Source organism: Mycobacterium sp. (genome assembly GCF_032162605.1).
Taxonomy (GTDB): domain Bacteria; phylum Actinomycetota; class Actinomycetes; order Mycobacteriales; family Mycobacteriaceae; genus Mycobacterium.
The window spans coordinates 1-7745 of the sequence record NZ_JAVROT010000464.1 but is presented as its reverse complement, the minus strand read 5'-3'; the positions used below and the strand labels follow the sequence as shown (position 1 = coordinate 7745).

At 66.3% G+C, this 7745-nt stretch carries 6 protein-coding genes and 1 pseudogene; all 7 read right to left on the bottom strand.

Features of this window, described 5'->3' with window-relative positions; translation table 11 throughout:
- Positions 1-88 precede the first annotated feature (88 nt).
- Positions 89-1324 (bottom strand): acyl-CoA dehydrogenase family protein, encoded by a 1236-nt coding sequence (locus tag QOI01_RS25785; RefSeq protein WP_526386010.1) that lies wholly within the window; start codon positions 1322-1324, stop codon positions 89-91.
- Positions 1317-2315, bottom strand: coding sequence for a GNAT family N-acetyltransferase (locus tag QOI01_RS25780; protein ID WP_526386009.1), 999 nt, complete (start codon positions 2313-2315; stop codon positions 1317-1319). The genes QOI01_RS25785 and QOI01_RS25780 overlap by 8 nt, the downstream gene beginning before the upstream one ends.
- Complete coding sequence (locus tag QOI01_RS25775; RefSeq protein WP_526386008.1) at positions 2312-3871, bottom strand: amino acid permease; 1560 nt, start codon at positions 3869-3871, stop codon at positions 2312-2314. Before QOI01_RS25775 ends, QOI01_RS25780 begins: the two co-directional genes overlap by 4 nt.
- A 137-nt stretch (positions 3872-4008) precedes the next feature.
- Positions 4009-5361, bottom strand: a complete 1353-nt coding sequence (locus tag QOI01_RS25770; RefSeq protein WP_526386011.1) for an LLM class flavin-dependent oxidoreductase — start codon at positions 5359-5361, stop codon at positions 4009-4011.
- A gap of 2 nt (positions 5362-5363) precedes the next feature.
- Entirely contained in the window at positions 5364-6671 is a 1308-nt protein-coding gene (locus tag QOI01_RS25765; protein ID WP_526386007.1) for an NtaA/DmoA family FMN-dependent monooxygenase, read from the bottom strand.
- A gap of 99 nt (positions 6672-6770) precedes the next feature.
- On the bottom strand, positions 6771-6977 hold the full coding sequence (locus QOI01_RS25760) for a hypothetical protein (RefSeq protein ID WP_526386006.1): 207 nt from the start codon (positions 6975-6977) through the stop codon (positions 6771-6773).
- A 191-nt stretch (positions 6978-7168) separates the two neighbouring features.
- Positions 7169-7745, bottom strand: a pseudogene (locus tag QOI01_RS25755) (hypothetical protein); the annotation flags it as partial.

Below are 7745 nucleotides of genomic sequence, written 5' to 3'. Positions count from 1 at the left end.
ACTGATCAGGCGCGCCCGCGTCGCACCGCTGGCCGCGGCGTCCTGACGTCGGTGGCGGGCTCGGTGGGCCCGCGGGCTGGCCTGAGCTTCAGTTGCCCTGACCGCCGCGGCCGAGCGCGGCCAGGTTGGCCACCGGCGTCTTGCCGTTGATCAGCCAGTCGCCGAGGATCCGAGCCTTGTAGACGCGCGGGTTGTGCGACGCGAGTGTGCGCGCGTTTCGCCAGTGCCGGTCGAGCGCATTGTCCTCGGATACACCGGACGCGCCGAGTGCGTCGAAGATCTCGGTGGTGGCCCGCAGGGCCGCGTCGATGACCACCAGCTGGGCCTGGGACACCGCCACTTCTGCGTCGATGACGAGTCGAGCAAAGAGCGTCTCGCGGCCGTGGACGCGAGCCTCGACGATGTGGTCGAGCGTGCGACTGCTGGCGGTCAATGCTGCACTCGCGGCGAAGCCTTCGGCCGACACCTGTCCGATGACCTGTAGCAGCTGAGCGTCGTCAGACGGCACTTCTGTCAGCCCCTGCGGGTAGTTGCGGCCGCGGGCCTTCAGGAGCGCGCTGCCATCGCGCAGTGCCGCTTGGGTGATCCCCGTCAGCACCGACAGCATCGCCAGCTGGTAGAAGTGCGCCTGATAGCCGAAGCGGTCCGCGGCCGGAAAGGAGTCCCCGTCGTCGGCGCGCACCTGGTGGTAACGCGCAGACCCGCTGGCCGTGGTGCGCTGGCCGAAACCCCGCCAGTCGTCCACGAGTTCGACTCCGGGATCGTCGGCGCGCACCAGCGCGGTCCTCAGTGTGCCGTCGTCATCCCTGCCCAGCACGTCGAGCCAATCGGCGTAGAGACTGCCCGTCGCATAGTATTTCGCGCCCGTCACGACCCAGTGATCATCGCGGCGCGTGACGGTGGAAACGATGTTGGCCAGCGTGACGTTGTTCGCCTCGGTCCAGCCGCCGCCGACGAACGCACCCGACAGAAATCGCTTGATCCAGATGTCGTTGCTGGCCGAGCGTGGCGCGTTGAGCCTGTCCTCGACGAAGGCAAGGTGATTTCGGAAGATGTGCGCGACGTTCGGGTCGGCCGCACCCAACTCGGCCAACAATTCGAAGGTCTGCTGCAGGGATGCTCCGAACCCGCCGTCCTCCTTGGGGATTCGCAACGTTCCGAAGCCGGCGTCCTTCAGCCAGCGCACCTGCTCGTGCGGGAACTCGCGGTCGCGTTCCCGTGCCACGTTTCGCTCGGCGACGAACTCGAAGGTCGGACCAAACTGGGAGAACAGATCGTCGTCGGAGGCAGTGGGCAGCCGCAGGTACGTCTTGTCGTCACTCATGAAGGTGATTCCTTGCTGCCGCGTCGATCCGGTAGGCGTATTGGCTCTGCACGGATACGTATCCGAGTGTGCGGTACAGCAGGTGCGCCTTGCTGCGGTTGTCGATGTCGGTGCCCAGCGAGGCGACCGTGAATCCACGGCGCAGGGCCGCAAGCCAGATCTTGCGCAGCAGCAGTTCTCCGATCCCCCGCTTGCGTTGGTCGCTGCGGACGCCGATGTAGTCGGTGTGTGCGCTGCGCTCGTCGTCGGGCGCGGCTCCCGCGGAGAACGTGGAGCCGAGCACGTAACCCACCACGTCCGCTGACTCGTCTACGGCGGCAATGCTGAAATCCGGTGTGAACGAGCGGCTGTTGACGTGATGATGAAACGCTTCCGGGGACTTCGACATGTTCCCGAAGTGCTCGAGGAACGTGTCGTACTGCAGGCGCCGGACCTGTTCGGTCAGTCCGCGATCGACGAGCTCCGGCCAACTCAACACCGTCAGACCGGAGCTGGCTGCGGCGGCCAGTTCGACGACGTTCTCGTGCTCGAGTGGCTTACGGGTGCGGACGAACTCGGCTTCTCGGCTGGCGCCGCGCTCGATCAGCGCCTCGATGGCCGGCCGTTGGTCGGTGCCGATGATCGCCCGCAGGTAGGCGTCCGGGAAATCGGCGGTCTCGGCGTGGAAGCGGGCGACGATCGATTCGACGAGCCCGTCCACCACGTTGGGCGGGGTGTTCGGGTCGAATACGAACTCGGCGCCGAGTTCGTCGCCGTGCGGCGTGCGCAACAGGGTATAGCCGCGAACGTTGCCCGACTCATCCCGCAAAACGGTGACCCCGCCGGGATAGCCACCGCCTAAGTGTTCCGCGACGTCGCGGGAGTCGGCCGCGAACTTGCGCCCGCCCAATCCGCCCGTGGTGGCCAGGAAGTCGGCGATGAGGGGATGATCCCGGGTGGTGGCCGCGGTGGCCGACCAGTTCCCCACCCCGCGGTCCTCGATCAGCGTCACGGTGCGACCGACTCCTTCTCGCGGGACGCGTCGGGATCCTCGCCGTCGGCACGGGCTTGGTCGCCCAGAACCGAGACGATGCCTGCGTCGACCAGCCGACGCCGTTCTTCTTCGGAGAGCGTCTGGATCGAACCGATGCGCGCCGCCACTTCGGGTTTCGCCCAACGCAGGTAGCCGTACCACGCCAGTCCGGCGAGCAGGATTGCGCCATAGATGAACGGCAGGATGTTGAACGGGAACTCCGGCACCGGGTAGAAGTTGCTGAAGATCACGTAGCCCAAACCGAGTGCCGCCGCGACCGACACCGTCAGGCGAAGCGGCGTGAGCGCCTTGATTCGGGCCAACCAGAGCGGCGTGGCGATGACCACGAGAAGATAGGCGATCAGGAAGCCCCACGTGGCGACGTATCCGCCGTACACGTCGAAGACCAGTCGTCCTACCGAGCTGAACGTCGCCACGACCGAGAACACCAGTGCCAGTGCGCCGACGAAGACGACGCCAACCCATGGCGTCTTGTGGGTGGGGTGCACCTTCGCGAACACCGATGGGAGCGCGCCTTCGTGCGCGAAGGTGAACAGCGATCGCGCGGCGGACGTCGTCACCGCGGTGACGAAGACGATGAACGCGACGGCCACGGCGGCGCTCACCACATAGTTGACCCAGCCGACGCCAGCGCTGTCCGCCAACTGCGGTAGCACGGCCTTGTCGCCGTTGATCTGGTTGAAGAACAGGATCTGCGGATACGTCGCGAACACGTAGAGCACACCGAGCAGCAGCACCACTCGGAGCAGTGACCGGGCAATGTTGCGATGCGCGTCCTTTGCCTCGGCGCCGAGCGAGGCGACGCTCTCGAACCCGGCATAGGACCCGACTGCTGTCACGGCGGCAATGAACGTGGCGCTGGAACCCAAATGCGCGGGATTCCACTGCTGCCAGTCGATCCGGAAGCCGTAGGCGACATACGAGCCGACGATGATGACCAGGATGGATGCGATCGCGAGGAGTTCGAAGACCAGTTCGTACTTGGCGGTCAACGCCACTCCCCGATACGGCAGATAGACCGCCGCCGCAACGATCACTGCAACCAGTAGCAATTTGAACCACGTTGCCTCGGAACCCAACCCGATCGACTCGAGGAAGGCATCGAGGTAGAGCACGCCGCCCAGCGTTCCCGTCGTCGCGAAGCCGATGTAGCCGAGCAACAGGCTGAACCCTGCGGCGTAGGCGAATCCGGGGCCCAATCCATTGCCCGTATAGGTCCCCAGGGAGCCCGACGACACCGTGCGCTTGGCCTGGAAGCTGATGGTCGCCGCCAACAGCACGGTGATGACCAGCCCGACCAACGCAGCCCACGCCGCCCCCTTGCCCGCGGCCACGAACAACGAGAACGGCACGGTTGCGACCGCAACGCTGGGAGCGGCCGCCGCCAGCCCCTGGGCAAACACGCCCCATGGCCCAAGTGCGCCACGTTCCAACCCGGTGTCCTCGGCCGAACTCAACGCTCGGCCCGAAAGGGATACCGCTACTGATTCTTTCGAACGCACCGGTGCCGCCATGATTGCCGCCCTTCACACGCGCGCCATCGCGGTGTGGGCGTAATAAGCTGCCACACCTATGATTAACGCAGACTTGACTTAACCAATACGTTGCCGCAACCAACCCGGATCCGGCAGCAATCCGCTCGTTGAGATTCTTATCGTCGGTATCCTGCCGCCGGGTGATCATCGGGCAACCGGATCGAGTCCTGTCCGAAGATCCGCTGCCGCAACGTCACCGGCGCTCCGGGGTCAGCCGCCCGGCCTCGTCGCCGCAACTCGGGAATGAGGTGCTCGGCGACGTCGTGAAAGCTACCGGGTGTCACGTGGTAGGCGATGTTGAATCCGTCGACTCCCGAACGCTCCGCGTAGGCCTCCAACTCCGACGCTACGGTGACTCCAGATCCGACGAACAACTCGCCGCCGAATCCCCCGAGCCCGCCCACGTAGTCGCGCAGTGTCAGTCGCTTCGAGGTCTGGACGGTCGCCAGAATCGAACGGCTGGCGTCGGTGTCGAACTGTTCTATCGGACGGTCCACCCCGTAGGTCGACCAGTCGACGCCGCTCAGCGCCGATAGCAGCACCAGTCCGCCATCGAGGTCGTGATACCGGGCGAGCTCGTCGGCCTTCGCCCGGGCCGCGGAATCGGTTGCTTCTGTGACGATCTCGACGGAGGTGAGGAATTTGATCGAGTGCGGATCGCGACCGTGGCCTACCGCACGCCGTCGGATGTCATCGACGTTGGCGCGCAGCACGTCTGGACGCGGATCACTGGCGAAGACCAGTTCTGCGTTTCGGGCCGCGAACTCGCGCCCTGCCGTGGAGGTGCCCGCTTGGAAGAGCACCGGCGTGCGTTGCGGCGACGGCTCCACCAGGTGCGCGCCGGGCACGTTGAAGTAGCGGCCCACGTGAGCTATCGGGTGCACCTTGGTCGGGTCGGTGTACACGCCGTGCCTGCGGTCGCGGATGACTGCGTCGTCCTCCCAGGAGCCCTCCCACAGCTTGTAGGTCACGTCGACGAACTCTTGCCCCATCGCGTAGCGCTCGTCATGTGGGACCTGCCGGTCCCGTCCGATGATGTTGCGAGCGGCGCTCTTGAGCAACGAGGTCACGATGTTCCACCCGATCCGGCCGCCGGTGAGGTGGTCGAGTGTGCTGAACTTTCGCGCCAGCAGGTACGGGCTCTCGTAGGTCGTCGACACCGTGATGCCGAACCCGAGCCGCTCGGTTGCAGCGGCCATCGCCGATACGGCCAGAAGCGGATCGGTGACCGGCGTCTGCACACCGCGGGCGAGCGCGGCCGACGCGTCGCCACCGAAGACGTCCAGCTGGCCTACCGCGTCGGCGATGAACAGCAGGTCGAATCCGCCTGTGTCGAGCAGCGTGGCCAACTCCGTCCAGTACCGCAGGTCGGTGTACTCGGACGTGCGGTCGGCGGGATGCCTCCACATGCCGAAGTTGCCGTGCGACGCGGTCGACATGGTGAACGCCGACAACACGAACGGTTGAATTCTCACGCGGGCACCTCGATGCGCTCGGGTACCGCGAGGCCCAGGTGGCTGCGCAGTGTTCGTCCGGCGTACTCGTGACGGACCAGTCCGCGCTTGCGGAGCAGCGGAACCACCTCGTCGACGAACAGGTCGAGTTGACCGGGTAGTCCGGAGTCACCGAGTACGAACCCGTCGGAGGCCCTGGTGTGGAACCAGTCCTCGATCTGGTCGGCGAGCTGCTCGGGTGTGCCGACGACGGCGGCGCCCCAGCCATTCACCGTGCGGTAGAGGAATTCCCGCACCGTCGCGGTCTGCTCGGCCAGCGCACGGTAGCCGGCCAGCGCAGTCTGGTGGGTCTCGGTGCTGGTCGGAAACGCGGAAGCCGGCACCGGCCCGTCGAGGGCGGCGCCGGTGACGTCGACGTCCACCTCGAGCAGCCACCCTGCCTGGTACTCCGGGCTGAAGTACTCGTATGCGGTGCGTTCGGTGCGCTGCGCCTCCTCCTCGGTCGACCCGACGACGAACCGCAGCGAGGGAGTGATCAACGGGGGCACGGCCCGGCCGAAGGCCCGCGCCTTGTCGTGGATCGAGCGGTAGAAGTCGGCCGCCTTGGCGCGGTTGCCCTGCCCGGTGAAGATCACCTCGGCGTGCCTGGCGGCGAACGCGCTTCCGGTGCCAGACGATCCGGCTTGGAAGACCACTGGTCTACCCTGCGGTGAGCGGGCCGCACCGATCGGCCCCGCCACGTCGAAGTAACGACCGTGGTGGTCGGCAACGTGGATCTTGCTGACGTCGTTGAAGACTCCCGACGCACGGTCCGCGACGATCGTGTCCTCACCCCAGCCGTCCCACAGCTTGGTCACCACGTCAATGGCCTCCTCCGCGACGCGGTACCGCTCGTCGTGTTCCACCACGCCCCGTGCGCTGAAGTTGTGTGCGGCTGCGGCCGCGAAGCTCGTCACGAGGTTCCAACCGGCCCGCCCACCGCTGAGGTGATCGAGCGAGAGGAATTGCCTGGCCAGGTGGTAGGGATGCTGCAAGGTCGCGGAACCAGTCAACACGAAGCCGATCCGCTCGGTCACTGACGACAACGCCGCCGCGGAGGTCAGCGGTTCGAAGTCTTCCGTGGTCTTGTACGCCCACGTCGCGGGCGGGCCGTAGTTCAGGCCGTCCGCGAAGAACAGCGCATCGAAGCCGCCGCGCTCGGCGGTGCGGGCGCGTTCAATGAGACTGCGCCGCACCCCTTCCGTGCTGTGGTCGACGGCAGGATGACGCCACGGCCCAGCGGAACGGGTGTTGCCGAACAGCAGCAGATGTAGGCCACGGGTCACGATACGACGTTAGGAAGACTGCGGCGAGGTGTCGCCGGTTAGACGCGACGCGATCTGAAACCGACTGCCGGGCAGTGTGTCCGACGGCTGGCTACCCAATCATCGGGTCGCCACGGACCCCGAACCCGCGACCCGGGTTGGCCCGGTGCGGTCCTGTGGGGAATCGGCTGCGCCGCCGGAGAACGCGACTCCGCCGACGACGATCACCGCCGCCCCCGCCGCGACGATCACCCACGGCCATCGACTGTGCCGAGGCACATCGTCGGGAGCCGGCGTGTAGAAACCATCGGACGCGGTTACGGACATGAAGGCTCCGGTAGCTTCGAGGTCAACCATGCAACCGCCACTCTGGTGGATTTGGGCGAAGCCTTCCAGTCGCGAACTCACGCCGCGGTTGAAGACGAATCCTGTGTGAATGGTGAAAAGCACTGCAGGTAGCAGCTATTCGCTCATATGCGTTGATCGAGCTGCCGACGCGCAATTGCGATCAGGCTGGTTCAAACCTTGTCGAGCATCGCCTGGGCCGCCGCCTCAGCGCGCGGCCCGTGGTCGCCGTCTGCAGGGACGGCGAGCGAGACTTCGACGATGGTGTCGGCACGGTCGCCGAGCACGCGCGTATACGACGACGTCGGGCCGTTCGGGCCAGGGTGGGTGTGCAGCGTCGCCGAAAGCGTTGACACCGTTGCCGCGACGTGCTGGTCCAAGGTGAAGTAACTCTGCCGTGCGGCCTCCACCATCGGCGTCGCTTCGTAGACCACCCGCATCGTCGTGTCCGTGACGCCGATGCAGGCGATCGGCGACGCCTCCGCATCGGTCCGGAACCCGTCGGGCAGAATCTCGGGGCCGCCGACGAACGGCTGGAAACCGGAGGTGCTCAACCCGTTTCCGACTGCATCCGTGATCCGGTCGTCGGTGGGCAGGATCTTCAGTGCCGTCGCCGCCGACCGGGCGCCGTCGACGGTGTTCGCGCAGCAGCCCAGCAGCAGCACCAGCGAAACGACGCCGCCAGCCTGCGCACGCCGGCTACTTCTTCGGTTTGTCGCTGGCGGCGTCGGAAGACAATGCCGCGACGAA

Bases quoted from the DNA above. Each gene is read 5' to 3' on its own strand.
- QOI01_RS25775 (WP_526386008.1), bottom strand. From the start codon at position 3,871: ATGGCGGCACCGGTGCGTTCGAAAGAATCAGTAGCGGTATCCCTTTCG.
- QOI01_RS25785 (WP_526386010.1), bottom strand. From the start codon at position 1,324: ATGAGTGACGACAAGACGTACCTGCGGCTGCCCACTGCCTCCGACGAC.
- QOI01_RS25760 (WP_526386006.1), bottom strand. From the start codon at position 6,977: ATGTCCGTAACCGCGTCCGATGGTTTCTACACGCCGGCTCCCGACGAT.